Consider the following 25,447-nt stretch of genomic DNA (forward strand, 5'->3'; position numbering starts at 1 on the left):
TTATTGTAAAGAAAAAAGCGGTAATTCTTTATAAAAAGAAACCGCTTCTTTGTTAATCGTACAAATTTTCAAGCAAATTACAATAATCCGAAAAAACAGTCGTGAAAATATAATTCACAACAAGCACCTCATCAGGTGAATACATATCCAAAATCATCTGAAAATCGCAGTCAAAAATTCTCGGATCGACAAGAATTACATTTTTATAGCTTTCTATAAGCCATGGTGCAAGTACGTTTGTATACGAATCTTTAAGCACAACCAACGTTTTACCGTCAGGATTTTTCTCATTCGTCATTTCGACAATCGGATGGTCACTGCCGAAGAAAAAGTTATAATTCGCTTTACTTCTGTCGTACATCACACCGTTGTACGAATACATTTCGCCTTTTTCGTCGGTTGCATACATTGTTGTTTTGATATGCTTATCATAGTCAACGTCGTACCATTCAATCGTGTCGGGTTCTGTCGCCACATCTGAACTTACTCTGTCATAAAGATAACCGAGTACGCCTTGTATCTTACCCGTTTCGTAATCATCTTTATTTACCGCTTGTCCGCCCTCTTTATTCATAAACGCACTGTAACCGTAATACGCGCCGAGTTGCGTCCAGTGGTGGTCGGTTCTGAAATATGTGTACTCATTTGAATGTTCGGACAGCAAACCGTATGCGTCAACAGTACCCACCCTGCTGTCAAGCTTTGAATAAATACTGTCTATCGTATCCTTTTGACTGTCCTGCAAATTCTTATATATAGGTTCTTTAAATTCAAGCTGTGTCGGAATTACCATACTGAAAAGTTTTATATTTTCAGGAAGTTTTTCGGCATAGCGATTTATCGCGTCGGCATATTCCTGCTCTGTTTTATCGTTTCTTATAAACATCTCCATAATAGTGTTATCCGCAACAAGAAGAGTTTGCTTTTGAGTTGTACCCGTTCCTATATCTTTATTTGTGGAAATAATTTTACCTGTTTTCGGTACAAATCCTCTTTTTTCGTCCAACGTTTTTGAAAAATCGGTAATTTGTGAACGATAAGCGATATTATCCCCGATAAAACTTTCAAACCCTGTTTCAAATTCACCCGAAAACACTGTTTCCTCATTTACAGGCGGAATTGTTGCCATCACTCTGTTTTCAGATTTTATACTTTCCTCGTCCGCCGGAAGTGCGAGTACAACGATAAAAGCTGTCAACATAAGAAGAAATGCACCGATTGTAAGCTTATTTCTCATATTCGTCACCTTTCCTTAAAATCTGAAATACAAAAACGGATTATATGTTTGTCCCACAAGCAGAACAAAGCACACTCCAAGTCCGACAATAACCAAAATCGGCTCCGATATTGCCACAAATACCTTTGATTTTTTGCAGAAATTCTTGTGTATAATTGTCGGTATCGGAGTTGACGCTATTACGCAAACCGCAATAAGCCATGCATTCGTACAGAATGTTGACACCGCCGTCAAGTCGTACAATGCCGTACCCACACCGAACGCACTCTTTATGAATGTCCAAAGTGCGTTTAAGTCCGTAAAATAGAACAGCGCCCAACCGAGTATTACGAAGAACATAGTGTATATATAGCAGATGGGAGCGGGAATTTTTTGAAGTTTCTTTTTAAACAGTGTTTTTTCAATAAACAAAAGTACACCGTAAAACAATCCCCAAAATATAAAATTCCAGCTTGCTCCGTGCCAAAGTCCGGTTAAAAGCCATACTATGAATATATTTCGTATTGCGTGATATCTGTTACCGCCGAGCGGTATATAGACGTAATCTCTGAAAAATGTTGACAGTGATATGTGCCACCTTCTCCAAAATTCGGTTATACTTCTTGAAATGTACGGATATTCAAAGTTTTCACCAAAGTGAAAACCCAACATTCTTCCCAAGCCTATCGCCATATCACTGTAACCCGAAAAATCGAAATAAATCTGAAATGTATACATTATTATTCCGAGCCATGATGACGCAACCGTAAGTCTTGTACTGTCAAGCACCATTGACGCAACCGCACCCGAACTGTTTGCAAGCATTACTTTTTTGCACATACCTGCGGTAAATCTTTTTACGCCGTATGCAAAATCATCAGCCGTAACACGTCTGCTGTTCAGTTCGCTCGCAACCGTACTGTACCGCACAATAGGTCCTGCGACAAGCTGCGGAAACATTGAAACGTATGCCAAAAATCCCAAAAACGATTTTTGCACTCGCGTTTTTCCTCTGTACATATCTATCGTATACGACAGCGTTTGAAATGTGTAAAACGATATTCCGATAGGCAGTTTGAAATTCGGATTAGGGATTGACGTGTGTAAAAACGTGTTGATGTTTTCAATAAAAAATCCCGAATATTTAAACATTGCAAGCAAGCCTAAATTTATCACAAGTGACGAAACAAGTGCAATCGTTGCACCTGCCCTCGCATAGTATTTATCAATTATACGTCCGTTTATATAATCCACAAACGCACTGAATATCAAAAGTACTACCCATATCGGCTCACCCCACGCGTAGAAAAAAAGCGAGGCGATAATCAGTACTGTATTTTTATATGTAAGATTTTTCGATAAATTATATGCAATCAGCACTATCGGCAAAAATATGCACATAAATATTAAACTTGAAAATACCAAAAGAACAATCCTCCTGTTTTTTTCATTACAAAAACGATTATACTACATTACCGTTGTATAAGTCAATATCGCATAATAAATTCCATACAAGAAAAAGCTGTCTGAAATTTATCAGACAGCCTCAGACTGTCGACAAATTGTCCGGAACGTGCAATATATTATTTTTATATTTTAAAGTTTAATTTATAGCTATAAAAAGCAACAGGCAAGCCTATCTTCGATATACGGCTTGCCTGTGCACTTTTTGCGAAAATAAACTCTAACGTACAAACGTACGCCGACGAGTTCATTTTCGCAAAATCCGAACTATTTTCTCGACCTCTGCCAGCGTGTAGACACTTTTGTCTACACGCTGAGGCTGTCTGAAATTTATCAGACAGCCTTTATAATTATTTCGCAAATATTTTTGCAATTTCGGTCATTGTGTGACTGATTTTAATACTCTGCGGACAGACTTTTTCGCATTTTTTGCATTTCTTACATTGGTCCGCACCCTTGTTAAGTTCTGCATAAATTGCCTTTGCTCTGTCTGTACCGAGTGAAGCGGTTGCATTGTACGCCTCAAATGTTTTAGGTATGTCAAGTCCGAACGGACAAGGCATACAGTACGCACATTTTGTACACGGTACAAGTGCCATTTTGTCAAATACCTCTTTTGTCTTTGCAAGCATATCAAGATTTTCTTCCGTCAGCATACCCACTTCCGCTTTATCCGCATAGTCTATATTTGACTGCACCTGTTCCATTGCACCCATACCGCTCAAAAGAAGTGATACTTCTTCTCTGTTCCACAGGAAATCCATTGCCCACTCAACAGGCGTCTTTTCGTCAGACAGCATTTTTGCGACCTGCGGTGACGGGTTCGCAAGTTTACCGCCCAAAAGCGGTTCCATTATAACCACGTCAAGTCCTTTTTTATGTGCATATTCAAGTCCCTCAAGACCCGCCTGATGTTTTACGTTAATATAGTTAAGCTGTATCTGACAAAACTCCCAATTAGGATTTGCATCAATAATCTTTTTTAATGTTTCAACGTCATCATGGAACGAAAAACCGATATGACGTATTTTGCCGTCGGCTTTCGCCTTGTTGAGCCTGTCTATAAGATTGAATTTTTCGACAACATTCTTAAATCTGTCCTTATCAAGTGCATGCATAAGGTAAAAATCAATATAATCGGTTTGAAGTCTTTCAAGCTGTTCGTTAAGCAAACGGTCGAAATCCTCCTCACACTTCACTTCCCATGTAGGACATTTCGTGGCAATATGTATTTTGTCATGATACGGCTTTAAAACTCCGCCTATAAAACTTTCACCTTTTCCGCCGTGATAAACATACGCTGTATCAAAATAGTTCACACCGTTTTCAATAGCGTATTCAAGCATTTTTGCTGATTTTTCGGCATCAATGTCTTCCGCATTTTTTGACGTTGTCGGAAATCTCATACAACCGAAGCCCAATACCGATATTTTCTCTCCCGCCATTTCTCTGTACTTCATATAATCTTCTTCTCTCTGTTTTTATTTATCTTTTTCTTTTAGTATAATAAATTACAGTCAAATATTCAAGCGATATTCGTAAAAATAGTGTCAGATTTGACAACACTAAAAAATTTTAGTATAATACAGATATTTAAAAAGAACTTGAACACTTTTTATTATGAAAGGAAAAATAAAATGAAAAAGATTATTTCGGCGATAATTGCCACTGCTATGATGTTTACGCTTTGCGTAACAAGTACATTTGCGGCAGAGAGTTGGCGTGAAGCATTCGTTACACGTCTTATGAAAATTATGTCCTCAGATCCGTCATACAATCAAGTAGTTCTTACCGATCTTGACAGAAACGGTATACCGGAGGCATTCGTTATGCGTGACGGTATGGACGGAGGTATTTCAGCCGCGTTCACTATGAAAGGCAATACAATTTCAAATATTGATGTTCCTAACAACATTATCGGTACTTGCCTTTCAGACATCACCGTATACCAAGACGGCGGAAGATACATATTTGTCGGTCGTGAAGTACCGCGCTATTCTTCGGTTATCAACTTCTACAAGCTTATGTTTGACGGTCAGACTTTCTCAACAGAAAAAATACTTAAATCATATGTAAGCTCATATCAAACCGTTCCTTACGTTGATATGTACGGCAACGACTTTTTGACAAACGGTTATCCGAACAGAGCAAAAATCAAGGATTTTGTCGACAGATACGAGGGGATCAACACGCTTACCGCAACAAATTCAAATGCAAAACTATCCGTAAACGGTATAGACGTTGAAGTATCGGGTTATTCCGTAAACGACTCAAATTATTATAAAATTCGTGATATTGCAATGGTACTTCGTACAACAAATGCACGTTTTGACGTTGCGTGGGACGAGAATTTGAGTGCTATCGCAATTTCAACGGGAGTTAAATACACAATAGTCGGCGGCGAGCTTAACAGCGACCATTCAGCCGCACTTAATGTTGACCAAAACACCGCCCCTGTTTATGTGGACGGCGAAGAAAAAGAAGTTCTTTCTTACAACATCAACGGAAATACTTACTTCAAAATCCGTGACATTGCCGATATGGTAGGCTTTGACGTTGACTGGGACGGAGATACTCAAACCGTTGTTATCCGTACAAACTAAAAATTACAAACACATAAAAAAAGCCGATTAATTCGATTAACTCGGCTTTTTTTATGTGTTTTTCGAGTTTTTTGTTGAATATTGCCTTGATTAAAGGCAGAATATATAGTATAATATAAATTCAAAGCTAAATTATGGGGGAATACATAATGTCAATTTCAGAAATAGTGCTTATCGGTATAGCACTAAGTATGGACGCTTTTGCGGTCTGTATCGCAAGTTCAATGGTCTATACGAATATGACAGGGCTGAGAAAACTTTCAATGCCGATTTTGTTCGGGCTTTTTCAGGGAATAATGCCGATTTTAGGGTTCTTTCTCGGAAGTCTTTTCGCATCGTTTATTGAAAAATGGTCAGGACCGATTTCACTGCTTATTCTCGGTATAATCGGTATTAATATGATTCGTGAGGGGCTTGCCAAAGACGAAGAGACCGAGCCGAAAAAGCTCACGCTTTGGATATTACTTGTTCAAGCAGTTGCAACAAGCATTGACGCATTCGCCGTAGGTGTTTCGTTTGCCGCAAACAGTGCAAACATATGGCAGTCCGCACCGATTATTGCGGTAACTACATTTGTTCTAAGTCTTATCGCATTATTTGTCGGTACAAAAGCAGGTGAGAAACTTGGCGACAAAGCAGAAATACTCGGCGGAATTATTCTTATTATAATAGGTATAAAATCATTATTCTAAATAAACGAGCAGACGTGAAAGGAGGTTTTTAATATGTACAATGTACGACGCAAATTATGGATACTTACCGTACTTCTTTTTGCCGTGTCTGCTGTTATGTTAAAATTCTTTCCTTCTTCCGATAATAATGACGCAATCGCCACTCCGGCGAGTGCACAGCAAGCCGAAAGCGGTACATCAACCGTATTTTCAGGCGGCAGCACGGAACGTTTTGTCGCACACAGAGGATATTCAAACTATGCGCCCGAAAACAGTATTCCGGCGTTTGAGCTTGCCGGTAAAATTGGTTTTTGGGGTATCGAAACGGATATTTGCGAAACAAGTGACGGTCAATTCGTCTGTATGCACGATGACACTCTTGACAGAACAACAAACGGTTCGGGAGCTATTTCCGACTACACGCTTGACGATTTAAGTCAGTTCCAAATTGACTACGGAAATTATCTCGACACAAACGAAAACTTAAAAATACCTACTCTTGAAGAATACCTTTCGATATGCAGTACATACGGAAATGTACCGATTATCGAAATCAAAAATATCACCAATTACGATGCATTTCTAAACACAATCATAGCAAGCGGACTTGAAACGCATTGTATAATCACAGGTGCGATTGATGATGTAAAAGAAATTCGTGCAAGAAACAGTATTATCCCTGTTATGACAATCGGTTACACTCCTGCACCGTATACGGATAATCTTGAACGTATTACGGAAATATCCGAAAACAGAGGTATTTTGTATAACTATCCGCAAGTAGATCAAGCCGCAATAGATATACTCCATCAACAAAATATTTTCTGCGGTGTATGGTCCGTTGACGACACGGAAACAGCACAAAAATACATTGATTACGGTGTGGACTTCATAGTAACAAACGAAATCCCCGCAAGAATTAATCATATGGTAAATGATAATGAGTAGTGAGCCTGTCGACAAAATGTCGACAGCTCCAAAAATCACATCTTCGATGTAATTTTTGAGTATTTTTTTGAGAAAAAATCATAAAGTTCCTCCAAAGTCGAAACTTTAGATTTTAAGTCATTTCTGCCGCACAGGTCGCCAGAAATGATTTTTAATGAGGTTGCACCTCAAACTCCCAAAAATAAAGTAGGCAAAACCATAACTGTTTTGCCTACTATCTAAAAATGTGTGTCATATCAAATGACACACATTTTTTATTTGTTATCTTTTTTGTGATTCCAACCATACAATCAATACCGACATATCGGACGGTGAAACACCGGAAATTCTTGACGCTTGTCCAAGTGACTTTGGCTGTATCTTATTCAATTTTTGTCTTGCCTCCAATCGCAAGCCGTGTATATCAGAATAATCTTGATTTTCGGGAAGAAGTTTTTCCTCCATTTTCTTAAACTGCTCAACCTGTGCTATCTGTCTTTTTATATAGCCGTCATACTTTAGTTTAATTTCAACCTGTTCACAAACTGCGTCCGGAAGTGTCGGACGGTTATGGTCGACAGGTGCAAGTTTTTCATAATCAAGTTCTGGACGTTTTATCATATCGCTAAGACGTATTCCCGTCTTAACGGCGGTCGAATTATACTGTTCCAAAAGCGGATTTGCATCTTTCGGCGGTACTATAACCGACGTCACACGCTTAATTTCATTTTCAACCATATCCATTTTTTCAAGGAACTTTTTATATCTTTCTTCCGATATAAGACCGATTTTATATCCGAACGGAGTAAGTCTTTCATCTGCGTTATCCTGTCTTAAAAGCAAACGGTATTCCGAACGTGATGTCATCATTCGGTACGGCTCGTTTGTACCCTTTGTTATAAGGTCATCTATAAGTGTGCCGATATATCCGTCCGAACGTTTTAATGTAAGCGGTTCTTCGTTTTTAAGTTTCAATGCCGCATTAATTCCGGCAATAAGTCCTTGTGACGCCGCCTCCTCATAGCCGGACGTACCGTTAAACTGTCCTGCGCCGTAAAGTCCATGTACATTCTTAAATTCCAACGTTGCATACAGTTGAGTCGGATCACAGCAATCATATTCTATTGCATATGCAGGACGCATAATTTCGACATTTTCAAGTCCCTCAACACTTCTATACATTTCAAGCTGTACGTCCTCAGGCATACTCGTTGAAAAGCCTTGTGCATATACTTCCTTTGTATCAATTCCCATAGGCTCCATAAAAAGCTGATGTCTTGGCTTTTCCGAAAAACGCACAACCTTATCTTCGATAGACGGACAGTATCGCGGACCTATACCCTCAACCATACCGCCGTACATTGCCGAACGACCGAGATTGTCGTGTATAATTTGGTGAGTTTTTTCATTTGTATACACAAGATAGCAAGGAACAAGATTTTTGCCGACATTCTCCGTTTCAAACGAGAATGGCACGATTTTTTCGTCACCCTCCTCAAGCTCCATCTTACTGTAGTCAAGTGTATCCGCGTGCACTCTTGCCGGAGTACCTGTTTTAAATCGCTTTAATTCAATACCCAATCTGCGAAGATTTTCCGAAAGTTCATTTGCAGGGAACATTCCGTCAGGACCGCTTTCACGCGAATAACTTCCGATAAGAATTTTACCCTTTAAATAAGTTCCGCTGGCAATAATAACCGCTTTTACCTTATATTCAACGCCTGTATGTGTTACAACTTCCGTTACATTATTATCTTCATCGGTAATTACATTTACGATTTCCGCTTGTTTAACCTGTAAATTCTCTTGATTTTCAACACGTTTTTTCATTTCAACGTGATACTTTTTTCTGTCAATCTGTGCTCTAAGCGAATGTACGGCAGGGCCTTTGCCTTTATTAAGCATTTTTGACTGTATAAACGAAGCGTCCGCCGCTTTACCCATTTCACCGCCGAGTGCATCAAGTTCACGAACAAGGTGACCTTTCGCCGTACCTCCTATACTTGGGTTACAAGGAAGATTTCCTATTGCGTCAAGGCTTATTGAAAACATAATCGTTTTCATACCCAATCTTGCCGCCGCCAAAGCCGCCTCACAGCCCGCGTGACCGCCTCCGATTACGGCAACATCATATTCACCTAAAACCATTATTCTTCCTCCCCGATATATTCAACCTTAGGCTGTTTTTCTTTCATATCCTTTAATATTGAGCGTTCAATTACTCTTGCAGCATAAAATTGCGGCGGATAGCAAGTAACGCAAAGTCCGATAACTACTACTATAATTGCCGCTGCAAGCGGATTAACGAATGTAAACAACGCACCGTATATAAGTACTCCTATAAGCGTTGTAAAAAAGTTACCCGGTAATTTTGCAAGTGTTATAAGCAACGCATTTTTATAAAGCGAGCCGATTCCACATTTAAATGTAACCATAATTTGATACAAATACGGGTGCATCATTGTATAAACAACAAGTACGAGTATCATAACATACAGCAACATCATCCAAAGCATACTGCCCGTTGAAACGTAAAGCGAATGATAGAAAAGAATTGCATTAAGTCCGAACACAAGCAAAACCGCGTCAATCAGCACAACTACCATACCCTGTTTAAAGTTTTCCTTAAACTTGTCCGCACCGTCACTCAAAACCCAAGTATGTTCACCGCGTGTGAAACATCTTGTTATATACGAATAAGCCGCCGTTGCAGGACCTGAACCCCAAAACGTGAACACACCGATTGAAAAAGCAAGCTGAATAAGTATCATAATACTTCCCTGCACATTTTCCGCACTTGATTCCGTACCAAGTGAAATAATAGTGTCTGAAACATTCTGAACGATATGCGTACTGCTCAAAACTATACCGCCGAAAATATATAAAATCGCAATCCATATAATACTCGTTATCGCATAAAGACAGTTCGCACCCAAAAATTTAGTGAACTTACGTATCACAATATCAAAAAACAAGAAAAAGCCTTTCTTTTTAGGTTCATTCTTATCTACTCCCTTACCCGGTTTATCATAACCGCCGCCGAAAATTCCCATATTTTTTCTCCTTCCGAAATTTGAATACAATTTTTATTCATATAAAATATTTATGCAAACTATATTGTAACACAATTTTTTTTATGATACAATATCAAAAATAAATGTTTACAAATAAAATATCAATCGAGGTAACAAATGAGGGAAATCACGATAAATCAAAACGACGCAGGGCAACGGCTTGACAAGTTTCTTACAAAATATCTTGTCAATATGCCACAGAGTATGTTATATAAAAGTCTTAGAAAAAATTGCGTCAGAGTAAACGGCAAACACATTAAAGACGGCAAATATATGCTCCAAAACGGCGATGTGTTGAAGTTATTTTTTAAAGACGAATTTTACGAAAGCAAATCAAGCTTTAAAGCAGGCAATTCCGATATTGACGTTGTATATGAGGACGAAAATATTATACTTATTAATAAAGAAAGCGGTGTTGTAGTCCATTCGGACGATAAAGGCACAAAGGATACGCTTCTTGAAAGAATGCAGAGTTATCTGTACAAAAAAGGCGAATACAATCCCGAAAACGAACACAGTTTTTCGCCGTCATTCTGCAACCGCCTTGACCGAAATACATCAGGTATAATAATCGGTGCGAAAAATGCCGCCGCACTTCGTATAATAAATGAAAAAATTCGCAGTCGCGAAATTAAAAAGATATACCTTTGCATTGTCGAAGGTCATCTAAAAAAAAGTGGTCATCTTACCGCATATCTTACACGCGGTGACAAAAAAGTTACGGTTTCAGATTATAATGAAGAAAATTCAAAGAAAATCGGCACAAAATATAATGTTATTGCCGAAAAAAAAGACACTTCACTTGTGGAAGTCGAGCTTGAAACAGGACGCACCCACCAAATCAGAGCACAGTTTTCGCACATAGGAAATCCGCTGTACGGAGATACGAAATACGGCTCACAACACAGCGGAGGTATGAAGCTTGCAAGTTACAAGTTGGTATTTGATTTTAAAACTGACGCAGGCATATTAAATTACCTAAATCACAAAGAATTTCAAATAAGCGTTGATTTTGCCAAAACCTTTGCACAGCAGAAATTATAAAGGTCAGCCGTTGCATTCGGTTTACCGAGATGTCTTACGCTTTCCTCCATCATTGCAACACGCCAAGGACAAGCAAACATTTGATTTATCGCTTCAGAAATCGGATAAGTGTCATTTACCATAATTGCCGCACCATTATTCACAAGGAAATTAAGGTTTCTGTCCTCTTGTCCGGGAAGCGGATTCATTGTTATCATCGGCAATCCTTTTGCAAGCGATTCTGATGTTGTAAGTCCGCCCGGCTTTGTTATTATAAAGTCGGCGGCGTCCATCATTACGTCAACATTATCTACAAATCCGTATGAATATATTTTTTTATTCCAATCACATTCATCAACTACGCTTTTTATTTTCTTATTTGTACCGCAAACGCACAGCACTTGAAAATCTTTCGGATATGTATCAATTTGTGCCAAAATCTTTTTTATATTTCCGTACCCCATTGAACCCATCATTATAAGTATAGTGGGAATATTTTCAATCCCGAGTTTTTTCCGTGCCTCAATAGGGTCGTTTTTCTTTACAAACTGTTCTCTTATGGGTATACCGAAAGGCAAAAGTTTCTTTTTCGCTATACCTTTTTTCTGCATTTCGTGTTCCAAAAGTTCATCCGGAATTACGTAATAGTCAAGGAACGTACTTTCCCAAAACGGATGTACGGTGAAATCGGTTACTATTCCGACAGACGGACAGTCAAAAGCCGCACGGTCGGCAAGTATGCTTATACACACTCCGGCATAGCTATGCGTACCGATTATCAAATCGGGATTATATTCAACAACGAACTTTTCAAGTTTCTTTGAAACAAACCGCGAAAATATCGATACAAGCGAATTACGGTCATACGGCTCGTCCTTTTGCGTAAGTTTGCCGTAAGCCTTCGCATACGTCTTTGCAAGGTACTTTGTCGAAAGCAAGTATCCGTCCTGTATTGAATTTCCCAAACGATGATTTACATAGTCGAATATATCAAGCATATGACATTGATGTCCGTTCTCCTCGAAATATTCCATAATAGCCTTAGCCGTAGAATGATGTCCGTAACCGGCTTTTACGGATAACAACAACACTTTCAATTTTAAGACCCCCTTGTCTTTTTTAACAATATTATAACAAATAAAAATAAATTTTTCAACCTTATTGACTTTATGAATTTAATAGACTATAATGTCATAAGTTATTAAAACGAGGGGCGGTGTATTGTGAAATGATAAGCGATATGACTAAAGGAAATCCGTTAAAATTGATAATTTCTTTTTCAGTTCCGATGCTGATCGGAAATATCTTTCAACAGGTGTATAACTTTGTTGACGCGGCGATTGTCGGTAAGTTTGTGGGGGCTGAATCTCTTGCGGCGGTAGGTTCGACAGGTACGATTGTCGGAGTTATGATTTGTCTTATGATGGGACTTACGAGCGGTGCTGGAATTATTATAGCGCAGTGTTTCGGTTCAAGGAATTTTGACGAACTGAGAAAAACAGTTACGGGACTTATTTACATAGTTGGAATTTTGGCGGTGGTTACGTCAGTTGCCGGAGTTATGTTTTCACGGCCGATTTTATCGTTTCTGAACACGCCCGACAATGTAATCGACGAGGCAGTCGCATACATAAACGTAATATTCGCATTCACAATCGGTACGGCTATGTATAACGCGTCAAGCGCAATACTCAGAAGTCTTGGCGACAGCCGTACACCGCTTTACGCACTTATACTTTCTTCTGTATTAAATGTAGTTTTCGACTTGTTGTTCGTTGTTGTGTTTAAAACAGGTGTTGTCGGTGCGGCGGTTGCAACCGTTATCGCACAGATTATCAGTGCGATTTATTGTATTATACATATGGTAAGACACCGCAGACAGCTTAATCTTGAGGGCATAAACTTCCAAACAACAAAACGCGCAATCAAACGGATTTTCCAAACAGGAATACCGTCGGCACTTGAAAGCTGTCTGATTTCACTCGGCACAATGAGCGTGCAACGTCTTGTAAACTCATTCGGTGCAATGACTATGGCAGGCTATACCGCCGCCGTAAAAATCGACTCAATCGCAATCGCACCGATTGTATCGGTCGGCTCGGCATTGTCGGTTTTCTCAGGTCAAAACATCGGTGCAAACCAGATGGACAGAATAAAAAAAGGTATGTATCAGACGCTTGCATCACTTATCGGTATATGTATAGTGATTGCTGCCGGAATTGTATTGTTCCGTAATCAACTGCTTGGCTTGTTCCTTGACAAAACACAAGCCGCAGAGGCTATCGTAATAGGCAGCAAGTACCTTACTATCGTGTGTGTTGCGTATATAGTTGCGGCGGTTATGAGAACATATTTGAACGTTCTTCGCGGTGCGGGTGATGTTAATACCTCCGCAGTCGCAGGTATACTTGAACTTATCGGAAGAATTATTTTCGCGTATATACTTGTTCGCCCGCTCGGCTCAACAGGTATTTGGATTGCTACTCCGCTCGCCTGGGCAATGGGTGCGTCAGTACCCGTTATCCGATACTATTCGGGTAAGTGGATTAATAAAAAGTTGGTATAAAAAAATGGCACTTTCGTGCCATTTTTTTATACTTATTCTTCTACTAATTTTACTGTTTTCTTTTCCGAAATAGGTTGTAATTGTGATGACAATACAAATATATTCACGTTCTTGGCATTATCCTTTTTGTCAAGAGAAATTTTTGTATCGTCTTTCATCGAAAGCGGTACTCTGTCAATTCCAATCATAACGCCGTTTTCATCATACATTGCCGCATATACATAGCAGTCGCCGTACTTCATTTGTGCGGATATATCAAAATCATATGATGTGTCGTTTTCTGTTTTTGTAACTTCTACCGTTGTCATAGTCATATCCGTAGGTATTCCGTTATAATGGATTGTTGCGTTTGTAAGATATGTATTTCCGACCAACACAATCTTACTCCACTCTTCCTCCGTACCTGCGTAATACACATTGGTAATACTATAACAATCACTAAAAGCATTTTTTGCAATTTTATTTATATTTTTACCCATCGTTACAGTGGTTAAGTTTGTACAGAAGGCAAATGCACTCATCCCTATCGACTTAACCTTATTCGGTATGTCAATACTTGTCAAACTTTCACATTCGTAAAACATATTTTCTTCTATTTTGTCGATATTTTCAGACAGCTTTATGCTTTCCAACTTGTTGCACCAGCTAAAAGCTTCCTCTCCTATGCTTTTAACATTATCCGTCATTGTAACATTGACTACTCCGCTCGAATAAAAAGCACCGACGCCTATACGTTCAACACTTTCAGGTATGTTTATATTTGCTAAATTGCTGCAAGAATTAAATGCATTGTCATCTATCACCGTAACCGGCAAGCCTTCAATTTCACTCGGTATAGTAGCTTCGCTGACAGATTTGTCACACTTAACAATAACCACAGATTTTCCGTCGGTACTAAAATTGTAAGTAAACGGCTCGATTGTTTTATTATAATGAATTGTTGCGTTTTTCAACGCGCCGTTGCCGTCACCTGCGCTGTTTTCTTCTATATCAATTTTATTCCATTGTGTTTCGGTACCAAAATAGTATATATCTTTTAAGCTGTTACAATCATAAAACGCATACTGTTCAATCAAATCAACACTTTTAGGTATTGTTATACTTTCCAGACTTGCACAACCGCTGAAAGCAGAAGAATATATTGTATCTACATCACTTGGAATTTTTACACTCTTTAGGCTTGTACAATTTGAAAATGTCGAACCCTGAATCCAACTTAGATTCTCAGACAATACCACTTCTGTCAAATTTGTACAGCCGGAAAATACAGAAGTTCCCATAGTATTGACATTATCCGAAAGAGAAACAGAGATCAAATTTTTGCAGCCCGAAAATGCCTGCGCCTTTATAGCCGTCACGTTTTCCGAAACAGCATAACTTGTATCGCTCTTGCCCGACGGATATGCAAAAATCTGTGTTTTACCTTTATTAAACAACACTCCGTCCTCTGAACTGTAATCACTGTTGTTTTCATCAACGTTTATCGCTTCCAAATTAACGCTGTTACTGAATGCACCCGCTGCTATTGATGTTGTTTGTTGCGGAACATTTATAGTCTTAACATTTTGTGTATACTTAAAAGCGCAACCGTCAATTTTCGAAACACTTGACGGAATTGTATAGCTTACACCACTTTTTGCAGCAGGATATTGAATAAGTTCTGTTTTACTCTTGTTAAAAAGTATTCCGTCCTCTGAAATATAATTTTTGTTTTCAGAATCGACAACTATATTTTCAAGGCTTGTACAGCCCAAAAATGTATCGTACCCTATTGAAGTTACGGTTGACGGGATTGTTACTTTCTTCAAATCCACACATTTAAAAAACGCATCGCCATCAATCTCAGTTACCGTTGCTCCCTCAATTTCACTTGGTATATTTACTTCCGCCACTTCCTTGGCACATTTTGAAATCGTAACCGTATTATCTTCATTTACCCAATATTCCAAATAGTTCTCATACGTTTCCGCACTTGCCGTCATCGGCACAAATGCACACAGCATTGACAGTGCCAAAATCATACTTAAAATTTTCTCTCTCATAAAATAATTGCCTCCCACATATAAATTTTTACATATATAGCTTATCATATCTTGGTAGGAATTGCAATATATTTTTCAAATATTGTCTTTTTTAGTTTCTTATCAACCTTATTGTCGCAACGGTCATATCGTCGATTACTGCGTCACGGCTTTTTTTGACTGCGTTTTCAATTACGGATTGTGACATTTCGTCCATAGTGTCAAACGGCATTTTTATTTCTTTTTTCAGCCAATCTGTACGGACAGTACCAAATCCCGCTTCGCTTATTCCGTCCGACATCATTATTATTATATCACCGTCATCAAGGCGTTTGGCTTGTCCCTGTACCTTTATATCAGGCAGCATACCGACAGGCAACGATACAGAAAACACCGTTTCAACATTCGGACCGTGAAGTACAATACTCTCCGAACCGCCGATTTTGAAAAACTCACATATACCTGTCATAAGGTCTATACATAGCAGGTCCACGGTAGAAAAACACTCATAGTCAAGTTTTAAACAGAGTGCCGAATTTATCATATCAATAGACGTTTTCACGCCAAACCCCGACTGCAAAAATTCTCTCAACAATTTCAGTGTTATATGGCTCTCAAACATTGCCCTTTTACCGCTGCCCATACCGTCCGACAAAATCACATACTGTTTATAATCCTCCGTCACAAACGTATCTATACTGTCGCCCGACACTTCGCTGAAATCTCGGCTTATCTGTCTTATCGCAATATCTGCGGTAAATTTTGCGCGTGACACAAATTTCATAAGTCCGTTCGCACTGTCACATTCATAGCCCATAGGTGTTTCGACAACGCTTTCAAGCACGTTTTCAATCTTCCCGACTTCCGTACCCTTAGACGTTCCGAGATACACCTCCATTTTTCCGTGACTGCTTTCAATAACGCTTATTTCAAATGCCATAATTCCGACTTTGTCAAGCTCGGCAATAAGTGTTTCCTCCAAATCCTCTCTGAACGTAAAGCCGGAACATATATTTTCCGCCATTGTGTCCATAAGGCTTGACATTTCTTTATACTGTCTTGCAACCAAGTCACGGCTTGTAACCGCCTCACCCGTCCGTACAAGGTTTTTCTTATACAGTTCATAGACGTGATTAAACTCCACAACGAACAAATCAGGTCGTAAGCATTTATCCTTAAAGCTGTTCGGTACTGATGTAAACTCCAATATCCCCCTTGTTTCAATCGTATCAAGCAACAGCATTATACTGCGGTATGTGCGTGTAAAGTCGGACTGCCAGCATTTAACCGCATTCGGACACCCCTCACACACTCTGTCCGCAACCTCATCAAAAAGCGTAGCGACATCTTTATTATATGATTTCAGTCTTTTCTCCGAAGCATTTGAAAAACACTCCTCCAAACTCTTAAATGCCTTTGCCGATTTTTCAAGCTGCATAGACAAATACTCTTTAACTCTTACGTCCGCACTCACCGTTTCAAGCTTTAACGACCTTGCAAAAAAAGATTTTATATACCCTTGAACTTTATTCGGTGTCAGTACAAAAAGCACCGCCCCTATCGCTGTTTCGATAATCGTCACAGGCAAAGACGATGCACTTCCCGCATACAAAAGTGCCACCGCACTGCCGCCCAAGAATCCCAACGCAACTCCGAAACGTCCGAACGATTTCAGCAAATTTCCGAACAATGCACTTATACCGAAAATACCCATAGTCACAACCGCCGACGGTGACGACATTGCCGACATAAACCCTATACAAAGTCCCCCGCTGCCCGCCGCCGCAATACCGCCGTGAAGTGCAATACAAAGTACCGCATATACGGAAACTATATTGGCAAGACTGATATTATACGGAAACACAATTCCCGAAAGTCCAGTTATAAAAACACCCACGCTTACAGAAATACTGATAAGCTCGTCCTGTGCGGTCTGCGTGCGTTTTTTGCGGTTTGCAATCAATCCGTGTGCTTTTTTGAATATTATATACATGAGTGAAGTGACTATCGCCTCAACAAAAAGCATAAGTATATCGTATGCTCCGACATATGTATATATAAGAAAAACAAATCCGCCGACCATAACCGCACCGCCAACGCACGCCGCGTCAAGCACAAGATTTTCCTTATTTCTGAAACGTGTATATATCCAAAACAACAGTGCCGCAACAAGATATTTTGTAAGCACCGCACTGCCTGCCGACGTCATAAGTGCAATCGAAAGCACAGTTATACCAAGATACGCAATACTTTTATCAAAGCAAGAAGCAAAAAAAGCCACTCCGAACGGAAAAAGTCCCAAAACAGACGCTCGTCCTGCCAAAAGCAATAGCATACTCATTCCCGCATCTCTCACAGACGGTGCTCGGAGCATTTCTGTATTCCGTTGTCTTTTTACCGCTGGCTGACTCATTTTTAATTCCTCCTACAAGTGCAATATAGGTTATTATACCACTTGTTTATGGATAAATATGTAAAATCCTGTTGTCGATATATAAAAATATTTCGACATCATTTTTTGACAAATTGCGTTTGCATATGATATACTACATACATACTTTTTATATTGAGAGGATTAGATTATGAAAAAAATTTTGATTTTTTCCGATACTCACGGCGATATTAACCGCTGTTTAGATATAATTGAAAAAGCCGACAGTGTAAGTGCGATTTTCCACGCAGGCGATTACACAGGTGACGCGGAAGATTTGGAGTCGATATACCCAAACATACCTATATATTATGTAAAAGGCAACAACGACTACTTTTCAAAAGCGCCGTCACATATGCTTGTTACAATAGACGGTGTTAAGATATTTATTACGCACGGTCACGAACAGAATGTAAAATACGAATATGAATTTATGACTCTCCGCAAGGCTGCCGAAAAATATGATCCCGATTTAATAATATTCGGTCACACGCACATTCCTTATACCGATTACAAAGGCAAAGCCACACTTTTAAACCCGGGAAGTATACGTTATACAGGCACATATGCAGAGGCTGAAATCGAAAACGGTAAACTAAAAACAAAAATCATAGAGGTTTGATGTACAAATTATACAAAAATGTCACGTTATTTTATATATCCCCGTTATGCGTGACATTATAAATGAATTATTTGTAAAAATGTCACGTCTTGTCACGCAATATGACAATTTTAAACGATTTATACCTTTTAAATATAGAAGATTTATCCTTTATATTGCAATTTTTACAGTAATAATTTATACTATTAGTGAACTTAATTGAGTTCATTAAACGAAAAAAGACGGTGCATTCCCCAATGTGCACCGTCTTTTTTTCTCAGAATCCGATAAATTGTCCGGAACGTGCAAAGCAATTTATTTTTTGTTTTTTACTTTAATTTATAACCCAACCAAAAAACAGGCAAGCCTATCTTTATACGGCTTGCCTGTGCACTTTTTGTGAAAATAAAACTCTTGCGTACCAACGTACGCGACGAGTTTATTTTCGCAAAATCCGAACTAATTTCTCGGATTCTGAACGGTATGATAAATTGTCCGGAACGTGCAAAGCATTTATTTTATGTTTTTACTTTAATTTATAACCCGACAAAAAACAGGCAAGCCTATCTTTGTACGGCTTGCCTGTACACTTTTTCTTATAAATTTTTTGTTACTTCTTTTAAATATTCCGCAAATTCATCTTTTAAATCATCTCTTGAAAGTGCAAAATCGACTGTTGCCTGTAAAAATCCCTGTTTACTTCCTATATCATATCTTCTGCCCTCAAAGTCATATGCGTACATATCTTCATTCTTTGCAAGCATTACAAGTGCGTCGGTAAGCTGTATTTCGCCGCCTGCACCCTTAGGTGTTTTTTCAAGGCAATCGAATATTGCAGGTGTGATTACATATCTGCCGAGTACCGCAACGTCTGACGGTGCGTCCTCTTTTTTCGGCTTTTCAACCATTCCTTTCAGCTTATACATTCTGCCTTCAACATTATCACAGTCAACAATACCGTACTTTGAAACTTGATCCATTCCGACCTTTTGCACTCCAAGCACTGTCGCATTATATTTGTCAAACTGTTCGATAAGCTGACTCAAACACGGCTTTTCCGCCACAACCACATCATCGCCGAGCATTACCGCAAAAGGCTCGTTTCCGACAAAGCTTTTCGCACAAAGTACAGCGTGTCCAAGACCTTTCTGTTCCTTTTGACGTACAAACTGAACGTTTATTTTATCCGACACTTCACGAACAGCATTAAGCATTTCCTGCTTGCCGTCACGTTCAAGTATCGTTTCAAGCTCATATGCCTTATCAAAATGATTTACAAGTGCGTCCTTACCGCGTGATGTAATTATAAGCAAATCCTCAATGCCCGATGCGATTGCCTCCTCAACAATATACTGAATTGTCGGCTTATCGACTATCGGCAGCATTTCTTTCGGCACTGCCTTAGTCGCCGGAAGAAATCTTGTTCCGAACCCTGCCGCAGGTATTACCGCTTTTGTTACTTTCATATTTTCTCCTCCCTCAATTTCTAATTTTATAACTATCTATTATTATACCACATAACTTCCATAATTGCGATATAAAAATCAGTTAATTTATTTCAAATTTCAACACTTGATATTGTTTCAAATCTGCGGTATAATATTTTTATATATAATTACAGATTAAGGAGAAAAACAGAATGTTTATAAGAGATATATTTGCTCAAAAAAAGCCGGTGCTTTCATTTGAAGTATTTCCGCCGAAAAAGGACAGCGGACTTGACAATGTAATTTCAGCAGTTGACGAGCTTTCAAAAATGCCTATTGACTATATGAGTGTTACATACGGTGCAGGCGGCAGCAATTCAAAAAATACCGCATACATCGCCTCACATTTAAAGAATAATCTTTCTATTCCGTCACTTGCACATCTTACTTGCGTTGCAAACTCAAAGGACGATATTAAGGTAAAATTACAGGAATATAAAGACCTTGGAATTGAAAATATCCTTGCACTTCGCGGTGACAAGCCGAAAGATTATGACGGTGAAATATTCCCGGGTTATCACTATGCAAACGAACTTGTAGAGGCAATCAAAGATTTCGGCGATTTTTGTGTCGGCGGTGCTTGTTACCCTGAGTGTCACCCCGATTCTCCGAGCCTTGATGCCGATATTGAAAATTTAAAAGTAAAAGTTGACGCAGGTGTTGATTTTCTTGTTACTCAAATGTTTTTTGACAACGACGAATTTTACAAATTCCGCGATAAACTTGCAAAGAAAGGTATAAACAAACCTATCACAGCCGGAATAATGCCTCTTACAAACGCAGGTCAAATACAGCGTATGGCAATTCTTTCAGGCGGTGCGTCTATGCCGTCAAAATTCTTGCGTATGATTTCAAAATACCAAGACAATCCGGAGGCTTTAAAACAAGCAGGTATTGCGTATGCGGTTGATCAAATTATCGACCTGCTTTCAAACGACATTGACGGTATTCATCTTTACACAATGAACAAGCCCGAAACCGCACAGAAAATCGTAAATGTTATAAACAACCTATTTGTATAATTCGCATTTTGCAAGGAGAACTTATGAACGGAAAACTATATTTATGTGCCACACCGATAGGCAATCTCGGTGATGTGTCCGCGCGTTGTCTTGAAGCATTTAACAATGCCGATTTAATTGCCGCGGAAGATACAAGACGTACTCTTCAGCTTTTAAATCACTTTGAAATATCAAAGCCGCTGACGAGCTACCACGAACACAACAAGCACGAAAAAGGCGAATATATTATATCACTTTTAAAAAACGGTAAAAACATTGTACTTGTATCGGACGCAGGTACTCCCGCCATTTCAGATCCCGGTGAGGACTTAGTTAAGCTATGTATCGAAAACGATATTGACGTTACCTCAATCCCCGGACCTGTTGCAGGTATAAACGCACTGATACTGTCGGGACTTCCGACAAGACGATTTGCATTTGAGGGATTTCTTTCGGTGAACAAGCGTCACAGAAAAGAACATCTTGAACTTGTGAAAAACGACACTCACACACTCATTTTTTACGAGGCACCGCACAAATTAAAAAACACACTTTCCGATATGCAAAAGACATTCGGCGGTGACAGAAAAATCGCTCTTGTGCGTGAGCTTACAAAAATTCACGAAGAAGTGAAAAGATGCACAATCGACGAGGCAATCGCATATTATTCCGAAAACAATCCGCGCGGTGAATATGTACTTGTAGTCGAGGGTGCAAAAGAAGTCGAAGAAACGGAAGAAAACGAATGGGAAAACATTTCAATTAAAGAACACGTTGACAAATACATTGCGGAAGGTATGACTTCAAAAGACGCAATAAAAAAGGCCGCCGCAGACAGAAATCTTCCGAAACGTGACGTATACAACGAATATCACAGAGGTGAATAACGTGAAAAAGAGAACATTATTTTTAATAGGCACTGCCGCCGCGGCAGGCATATACAGTGCAATAACAGGCAAAGGTTTATTCAACAAACCACGCTTTAAAGAACAGCACGAACGCGTTGCAAACTACGTTGAAACTCACTATCCGAACGCGGTTTACACTCCTATCGAAATGACCGCAAACGGTTGGGTAACGGTCATAAGACGTATTGCAAGACCGAACATAATCCTTTACATCACCCGTGACGGAAACGGCAATTATGTCTTTACCGAATCGGAAGTCCGAAATGCGTAACCAAAAACAACGCTTTGGCATAGTATAAACCATAAACAAATTAAAGGAGGTTTTTACTATGTTTTTCGGCGGAGGATGTAATAACAATTCAGACAGTTGGATATGGATTGTGGTAATAGTGGCACTTGTTATACTTTGCTGTGACGGTAATGTTTTCGGCGGAAGCAATAACAACTGCTGTTGCTGTTGTGATCCATGCTGCGACCCTTGCTGTGACAATCACAAAAACGATTGCTGCTAAAATCTACTGTACTTAAAGGTGCCGGCATATCGGCACCTTTTTTAGTGCAAAATAAATTTTACAAAAAATTAATAAAAAACAGTAGTAATCCTTACGTTTTTGTGATATAATATACGTTAATAATGCGATAATTCCATTCTTTGGGATTACACAGACCGATATTATTTATGAGGAGAAAAATAAATGAGTATATTCGACAAAATATTCGGCACATATTCTGACAGAGAACTAAAGAGAATACGTCCTATCGCAGACAAAGTTATGGCACTTGAGGACGATATGGCAAAACTTTCAGATGCAGAATTAAAAGCCAAGACACCTGAGTTTAAGGAAAGACTTAAAAACGGCGAAACACTTGATGATCTTCTTCCTGAGGCATTTGCGGTAATGCGTGAGGCAAGCTGGCGTGTACTTGGAATGAAACACTTCTATGTACAGGTTATCGGTGGTATTATTCTTCATCAGGGACGTATCGCAGAAATGAAAACAGGTGAAGGTAAAACTCTTGTTTCTACACTTCCTGCATATTTGAACGCTTTAACCGGTGACGGTGTACATATTGTCACCGTAAACGATTATCTTGCTAAGCGTGACAGTGAGTGGATGGGAAAAGTTTACCGTTATCTTGGTATGAGTGTCGGACTTATTATTCACGAGCTTGACAACGGTGAAAGACGTGAGGCATATGCCGCTGACATTACTTACGGTACAAATAACGAACTTGGTTTCGACTATCTTCGTGATAACATGGTTGTTCATAAAGAAGAAATGGTACAGCGCGGTCATAATTATGCAGTAGTCGATGAAGTTGACTCAATTCTTATAGATGAGGCGAGAACTCCGCTTATCATTTCCGGTATGGGCGAGGACGCAAATGACCTTTACAGAGTTGCCGATATGTTCGTTAAACGTCTTAAAAAGGTTGTCGTTACAGAACACGACGACAAACAGCTTGACGAAGATGTAGATGCAGATTATATCGTTGACGAAAAAGCAAAAACAGCTATGCTTACCGAACAGGGTATTAAAAAAGCTGAACAAGGTTTCGGTATCGAAAACCTTTCCGACCCTGAAAATATGAAACTTCAACACCACATCAACCAAGCCTTGCAGGCTAACGGTGTTATGCACCGTGACCAACAGTACGTTGTTCAAGACGGCGAGGTTATGATTGTTGATGAATTTACAGGACGTATAATGCCGGGCAGACGTTACAGTGACGGTTTGCACCAAGCTATCGAAGCAAAGGAAGGCGTTAAAATCGAAAACGAGTCAAAGACTCTTGCAACAATCACATTCCAAAACTTCTTCCGTCTTTACAACAAGCTTTCGGGTATGACAGGTACGGCACTTACTGAAGAAGAAGAATTCCAACATATATATAAGCTTGACGTTGTTGCCGTTCCTACAAATAAGCCGGTAATCCGTAAGGATTTACATGACGTTGTATTCAAAACAGAAAAAGGCAAGTTTATGGCGGTTATCAAGCAAATCCAAGAATGTAACGCAAAGGGACAGCCTGTACTTGTAGGTACCGTAAACGTAGACAAGTCGGAAATACTTTCGGCACTTCTAAAGCGTGCAGGAATTAAACACGAAGTCCTAAATGCGAAGTATCACGCAAAAGAGGCTGAAATCGTTGCACAGGCAGGTAAAAAAGGTGCTGTAACAATCGCAACAAACATGGCGGGTCGTGGTACTGACATTAACCTTGGCGGTAATGCAGAATATATGGCTAAGCATGAAATGGCACGTCAAGGATTTACAGATGAGCTTATCGCAGAGGCAACAGGTTTCGGTGATACAGATGATGAAGATATTATCAATGCAAGAAAAGTATTTACCGAACTTAACGACAAATTCAAAGCACAAATCAAGCCGGAACAAGACGAAGTTCGCGAGCTTGGCGGTTTGTATATTATAGGTACTGAACGTCACGAATCAAGACGTATCGACAATCAGCTTAGAGGTCGTGCAGGTCGTCAGGGTGACCCCGGTGTATCTCAATTCTTCCTTTCACTTGATGATGATCTTATGAGAATTTTCGGCAGTGACAAGGTTAAGTCTATGGTTGACGCACTCGGCCTTGAAGAGGACGAGCCTATTCAAGCAAAAATGCTTACAAATGCAATCGAAAATGCACAAAAAAATCTTGAAAGCAGAAACTTTGATTCTCGTAAGCACGTTCTTCAATACGACGAAGTTATGAACGAACAGCGTAAGATTATATATGCACAGCGTCAAATGGTACTTGACGGTGAGGATATAAGCGGTACTATCAAGAATATGATGGAATCTGCAATCGACAGTGCACTTGACGATTATATCGGAATTTCAGAAATTCCTGAAGATTGGAACATTCGTGCAATCACAGAATTTGCAAATCAATATCTAAATGCTCAAGGTGAATTTAAAATTCCTGAGGAAGATATGGAAACTATCACAAAAGCAGACGTTAAGGATATGCTTATGGAGCTTGGCAACAAGCGTTACGAATCACAAGAAGAAGTATTCGGCGAGAATATGCGTGAGCTTGAAAGAGTGCTTATGCTTAGAGTTGTCGATACTCTTTGGATGGATCATCTTGACGAAATGGAACACGTTAAACGTGAAATCGGTCTTAGAGCATACGGTCAGCACGACCCTGTTCTTGAATACAGAAATGTCGGCAGTGAGCTTTACGAAAATATGCTTGACAGCATAAAGAAAGATACTGTAAGATACGTACTTTCAGCTATGCCGAGAGTTAAGATTGAACGTGAGCAAGTCGCTAAACCGCTTGATACAGGCGGTGACGGTTCTCTCGGAAACACACCTAAACGTGCAAAGAAAGAACCCGGCAGAAACGACCCTTGCCCATGCGGCAGCGGTAAGAAATACAAGAACTGCTGCGGTAAGAACAAATAATCTAAACAAACCCTACGGTTTTGTTTACAATCTAA

Annotated in this window: 20 protein-coding genes; 11 read left to right on the forward strand and 9 right to left on the reverse strand. The window is 39.4% G+C overall.

Annotated features, from left to right (window positions below; translation table 11 throughout):
- Window positions 1-52: 52 nt before the first annotated feature.
- The 3 genes from ACSAMO_RS06610 to ACSAMO_RS06620 all read right to left on the reverse strand — a co-directional run bounded on the left by ACSAMO_RS06610 (window position 53) and on the right by ACSAMO_RS06620 (window position 4,140).
- The gene (locus tag ACSAMO_RS06610; RefSeq protein ID WP_499210069.1) at window positions 53-1,237 is read right to left on the reverse strand and encodes a DHHW family protein; all 1,185 of its coding nucleotides are present in this window, start codon (window positions 1,235-1,237) and stop codon (window positions 53-55) included.
- A 15-nt stretch (window positions 1,238-1,252) separates the two neighbouring features.
- Complete coding sequence (locus tag ACSAMO_RS06615) at window positions 1,253-2,641, reverse strand: MBOAT family O-acyltransferase (RefSeq protein ID WP_499210070.1); 1,389 nt, start codon at window positions 2,639-2,641, stop codon at window positions 1,253-1,255.
- A gap of 389 nt (window positions 2,642-3,030) precedes the next feature.
- Window positions 3,031-4,140 (reverse strand): aldo/keto reductase, encoded by a 1,110-nt coding sequence (locus tag ACSAMO_RS06620; RefSeq protein WP_499210071.1) that lies wholly within the window; start codon window positions 4,138-4,140, stop codon window positions 3,031-3,033.
- Window positions 4,141-4,317: 177 nt separating this feature from the next.
- Between ACSAMO_RS06620 and ACSAMO_RS06625 the strand changes: the two genes are divergently transcribed.
- The 3 genes from ACSAMO_RS06625 (at window position 4,318) to ACSAMO_RS06635 (ending at window position 6,902) form a co-directional block, all read left to right on the forward strand.
- Window positions 4,318-5,283, forward strand: a complete 966-nt coding sequence (locus tag ACSAMO_RS06625; RefSeq protein ID WP_022230972.1) for a stalk domain-containing protein — start codon at window positions 4,318-4,320, stop codon at window positions 5,281-5,283.
- A 149-nt stretch (window positions 5,284-5,432) separates the two neighbouring features.
- Complete coding sequence (locus ACSAMO_RS06630; RefSeq protein WP_147513913.1) at window positions 5,433-5,975, forward strand: manganese efflux pump MntP; 543 nt, start codon at window positions 5,433-5,435, stop codon at window positions 5,973-5,975.
- A gap of 33 nt (window positions 5,976-6,008) precedes the next feature.
- Entirely contained in the window at window positions 6,009-6,902 is an 894-nt protein-coding gene (locus tag ACSAMO_RS06635) for a glycerophosphodiester phosphodiesterase family protein (RefSeq protein WP_337599956.1), read from the forward strand.
- Between the two features lie 261 nt (window positions 6,903-7,163).
- Here the strand turns inward: ACSAMO_RS06635 and mnmG are convergent, their stop codons facing one another.
- A complete protein-coding gene (mnmG, locus tag ACSAMO_RS06640; protein ID WP_499210072.1) occupies window positions 7,164-9,029 on the reverse strand; it encodes a tRNA uridine-5-carboxymethylaminomethyl(34) synthesis enzyme MnmG in 1,866 nt (621 codons plus the stop codon).
- On the reverse strand, window positions 9,029-9,934 hold the full coding sequence (locus ACSAMO_RS06645; RefSeq protein WP_412599305.1) for a DUF624 domain-containing protein: 906 nt from the start codon (window positions 9,932-9,934) through the stop codon (window positions 9,029-9,031). Before ACSAMO_RS06645 ends, mnmG begins: the two co-directional genes overlap by 1 nt.
- A 138-nt stretch (window positions 9,935-10,072) precedes the next feature.
- On the opposite strand from ACSAMO_RS06645, the gene ACSAMO_RS06650 reads away from it, so the two are divergent.
- Window positions 10,073-10,999: an RluA family pseudouridine synthase gene (locus tag ACSAMO_RS06650; RefSeq protein WP_308455884.1), complete on the forward strand. Its 927-nt coding sequence runs from the start codon at window positions 10,073-10,075 to the stop codon at window positions 10,997-10,999.
- Here the strand turns inward: ACSAMO_RS06650 and ACSAMO_RS06655 are convergent.
- Window positions 10,951-12,069, reverse strand: coding sequence for an MGDG synthase family glycosyltransferase (locus ACSAMO_RS06655; RefSeq protein WP_499210095.1), 1,119 nt, complete (start codon window positions 12,067-12,069; stop codon window positions 10,951-10,953). The two genes, ACSAMO_RS06650 and ACSAMO_RS06655, sit on opposite strands and share 49 nt — an antisense overlap.
- A 137-nt stretch (window positions 12,070-12,206) precedes the next feature.
- Between ACSAMO_RS06655 and ACSAMO_RS06660 the strand changes: the two genes are divergently transcribed.
- A complete protein-coding gene (locus tag ACSAMO_RS06660; RefSeq protein ID WP_499210073.1) occupies window positions 12,207-13,544 on the forward strand; it encodes an MATE family efflux transporter in 1,338 nt (445 codons plus the stop codon).
- 32 nt (window positions 13,545-13,576) lie between these two features.
- Here ACSAMO_RS06660 and ACSAMO_RS06665 read toward each other — a convergent pair whose 3' ends face one another.
- Window positions 13,577-15,586 carry a leucine-rich repeat domain-containing protein gene (locus ACSAMO_RS06665; protein WP_499210074.1) on the reverse strand — a complete coding sequence of 670 codons (2,010 nt, stop codon included), beginning with the start codon at window positions 15,584-15,586 and terminating at the stop codon, window positions 13,577-13,579.
- A gap of 91 nt (window positions 15,587-15,677) precedes the next feature.
- Window positions 15,678-17,978: a SpoIIE family protein phosphatase gene (locus ACSAMO_RS06670; protein WP_499210075.1), complete on the reverse strand. Its 2,301-nt coding sequence runs from the start codon at window positions 17,976-17,978 to the stop codon at window positions 15,678-15,680.
- 169 nt (window positions 17,979-18,147) lie between these two features.
- On the opposite strand from ACSAMO_RS06670, the gene ACSAMO_RS06675 reads away from it, so the two are divergent.
- The gene (locus tag ACSAMO_RS06675; RefSeq protein WP_117965353.1) at window positions 18,148-18,618 is read left to right on the forward strand and encodes a metallophosphoesterase; all 471 of its coding nucleotides are present in this window, start codon (window positions 18,148-18,150) and stop codon (window positions 18,616-18,618) included.
- A 575-nt stretch (window positions 18,619-19,193) separates the two neighbouring features.
- Here the strand turns inward: ACSAMO_RS06675 and galU are convergent.
- Window positions 19,194-20,063 (reverse strand): UTP--glucose-1-phosphate uridylyltransferase GalU, encoded by an 870-nt coding sequence (gene galU / locus ACSAMO_RS06680; protein ID WP_117965355.1) that lies wholly within the window; start codon window positions 20,061-20,063, stop codon window positions 19,194-19,196.
- A gap of 173 nt (window positions 20,064-20,236) precedes the next feature.
- Here galU and metF point away from each other — a divergent pair, with 173 nt between their 5' ends.
- The 5 genes from metF to secA all read left to right on the forward strand — a co-directional run bounded on the left by metF (window position 20,237) and on the right by secA (window position 25,412).
- Window positions 20,237-21,106 (forward strand): methylenetetrahydrofolate reductase [NAD(P)H], encoded by an 870-nt coding sequence (metF, locus tag ACSAMO_RS06685; RefSeq protein WP_022230960.1) that lies wholly within the window; start codon window positions 20,237-20,239, stop codon window positions 21,104-21,106.
- Between the two features lie 23 nt (window positions 21,107-21,129).
- Window positions 21,130-21,972: a 16S rRNA (cytidine(1402)-2'-O)-methyltransferase gene (rsmI, locus tag ACSAMO_RS06690; RefSeq protein WP_022230959.1), complete on the forward strand. Its 843-nt coding sequence runs from the start codon at window positions 21,130-21,132 to the stop codon at window positions 21,970-21,972.
- Between the two features lies 1 nt (window position 21,973).
- Entirely contained in the window at window positions 21,974-22,264 is a 291-nt protein-coding gene (locus ACSAMO_RS06695; protein WP_022230958.1) for a hypothetical protein, read from the forward strand.
- Between the two features lie 58 nt (window positions 22,265-22,322).
- Window positions 22,323-22,505, forward strand: a complete 183-nt coding sequence (locus tag ACSAMO_RS06700) for a hypothetical protein (RefSeq protein WP_499210076.1) — start codon at window positions 22,323-22,325, stop codon at window positions 22,503-22,505.
- A 183-nt stretch (window positions 22,506-22,688) separates the two neighbouring features.
- Complete coding sequence (secA, locus tag ACSAMO_RS06705) at window positions 22,689-25,412, forward strand: preprotein translocase subunit SecA (protein ID WP_022230956.1); 2,724 nt, start codon at window positions 22,689-22,691, stop codon at window positions 25,410-25,412.
- Window positions 25,413-25,447 lie beyond the last annotated feature (35 nt).

The sequence above is a fragment of the Ructibacterium sp. SJQ-7 genome, assembly GCF_054696575.1.

What these genes read in the sequence shown, in the direction of transcription:
- galU (WP_117965355.1), bottom strand. Translation starts at nt 20,063, where the DNA reads ATGAAAGTAACAAAAGCGGTAATACCTGCGGCAGGGTTCGGAACAAGA.
- ACSAMO_RS06630 (WP_147513913.1), top strand. Translation starts at nt 5,433, where the DNA reads ATGTCAATTTCAGAAATAGTGCTTATCGGTATAGCACTAAGTATGGAC.
- ACSAMO_RS06670 (WP_499210075.1), bottom strand. Translation starts at nt 17,978, where the DNA reads ATGAGTCAGCCAGCGGTAAAAAGACAACGGAATACAGAAATGCTCCGA.
- ACSAMO_RS06635 (WP_337599956.1), top strand. Translation starts at nt 6,009, where the DNA reads ATGTACAATGTACGACGCAAATTATGGATACTTACCGTACTTCTTTTT.
- mnmG (WP_499210072.1), bottom strand. Translation starts at nt 9,029, where the DNA reads ATGGTTTTAGGTGAATATGATGTTGCCGTAATCGGAGGCGGTCACGCG.
- ACSAMO_RS06650 (WP_308455884.1), top strand. Translation starts at nt 10,073, where the DNA reads ATGAGGGAAATCACGATAAATCAAAACGACGCAGGGCAACGGCTTGAC.
- secA (WP_022230956.1), top strand. Translation starts at nt 22,689, where the DNA reads ATGAGTATATTCGACAAAATATTCGGCACATATTCTGACAGAGAACTA.
- ACSAMO_RS06645 (WP_412599305.1), bottom strand. Translation starts at nt 9,934, where the DNA reads ATGGGAATTTTCGGCGGCGGTTATGATAAACCGGGTAAGGGAGTAGAT.
- ACSAMO_RS06620 (WP_499210071.1), bottom strand. Translation starts at nt 4,140, where the DNA reads ATGAAGTACAGAGAAATGGCGGGAGAGAAAATATCGGTATTGGGCTTC.
- ACSAMO_RS06625 (WP_022230972.1), top strand. Translation starts at nt 4,318, where the DNA reads ATGAAAAAGATTATTTCGGCGATAATTGCCACTGCTATGATGTTTACG.
- ACSAMO_RS06700 (WP_499210076.1), top strand. Translation starts at nt 22,323, where the DNA reads ATGTTTTTCGGCGGAGGATGTAATAACAATTCAGACAGTTGGATATGG.
- ACSAMO_RS06665 (WP_499210074.1), bottom strand. Translation starts at nt 15,586, where the DNA reads ATGAGAGAGAAAATTTTAAGTATGATTTTGGCACTGTCAATGCTGTGT.
- ACSAMO_RS06675 (WP_117965353.1), top strand. Translation starts at nt 18,148, where the DNA reads ATGAAAAAAATTTTGATTTTTTCCGATACTCACGGCGATATTAACCGC.
- ACSAMO_RS06610 (WP_499210069.1), bottom strand. Translation starts at nt 1,237, where the DNA reads ATGAGAAATAAGCTTACAATCGGTGCATTTCTTCTTATGTTGACAGCT.
- metF (WP_022230960.1), top strand. Translation starts at nt 20,237, where the DNA reads ATGTTTATAAGAGATATATTTGCTCAAAAAAAGCCGGTGCTTTCATTT.
- rsmI (WP_022230959.1), top strand. Translation starts at nt 21,130, where the DNA reads ATGAACGGAAAACTATATTTATGTGCCACACCGATAGGCAATCTCGGT.
- ACSAMO_RS06660 (WP_499210073.1), top strand. Translation starts at nt 12,207, where the DNA reads ATGATAAGCGATATGACTAAAGGAAATCCGTTAAAATTGATAATTTCT.